1 protein-coding gene is annotated in these 930 nt (G+C 76.3%); it reads right to left on the minus strand.

Annotation, left to right across the window (positions count from 1 at the left end):
• Positions 1-18: 18 nt before the first annotated feature.
• On the minus strand, positions 19-930 hold a 912-nt coding region (locus ESO86_RS17735), incomplete at its 5' end, for a YeiH family protein (RefSeq protein ID WP_129236039.1).

Below are 930 nucleotides of genomic sequence, written 5' to 3' on the forward strand. Positions count from 1 at the left end.
GACGGCGGACGCGGGCGCTCAGCCGAGCAGCACCGCACCGTAGGCGAGCGCCGCGACGAGCACCCACGACGCGAGGCCGGTCACCAGCGCGCGCCAGCCCGTGTGCAGCAGCGCGGCGACGCGGATCGACGCGCCGAGCGCGAACAGCGCCATCGCGAGGAGCGTCGTCTGCACGAGGTCGGCGGCCGTCAGCACGACCTCGGGCACCGGCAGGAACGTGCGGACGAGCACCGCGACGAGGAACCCCGCGACGAACAGCGGCACGATCGCGGGGCGCGGGCCGGAGGCATCCGTCGACCGTCGCCGCTCGGCGCCCGCGGCGATCGCCACCATCGGTGCGAGCAGCAGCACGCGGGTGAGCTTCACGACCACCGCGACGGCGAGCGCCGAGGCCCCCGCGATCTGGGCGGTGGCGACGACCTGCCCCACGTCGTGCACGCCCGCGCCGACCCAGTGCCCGAACTGCGCGGCCGACAGGCCGAGCGGATGCCACAGCGCGGGCAGCACCGCGATCGCGAGCGTGCCGCACAGCGTGACGAGCGCGACCGGACGGGCCTGCTCGTCGTCGCGGGCCCGCACCGTCGCCGCCATCGCGCCGATCGCGGACGCCCCGCAGATCGCGAACCCGCTCGCGATGAGCAGCGGCTCGTGACCGGGCAGCCGCATGGCACGGCCGAGCGCCAACGTGCCGGCGAAGGTGAGCACGACCACGGCCACGGTCGTGAGGATCGTGATCCAGCCGAGCCCCGCGATGTCGGCGAGGCTCAGCTTCAGGCCGAGCAGGACGATGCCGGCGCGCAGCAGCGTCCGCGCCGAGAACGCGAGGCCCGGCCGCAGGACCCCGTCGAGCGCGGGGCGCAGGGCGGGGACCTGGCCGGCCACGATGCCCGCCGCGACGGCGACCGTCAGGAGCGGGACGACCGGGACGGC

The sequence above is a fragment of the Agromyces binzhouensis genome, assembly GCF_004135055.1.
Lineage (GTDB): Bacteria > Actinomycetota > Actinomycetes > Actinomycetales > Microbacteriaceae > Agromyces > Agromyces binzhouensis.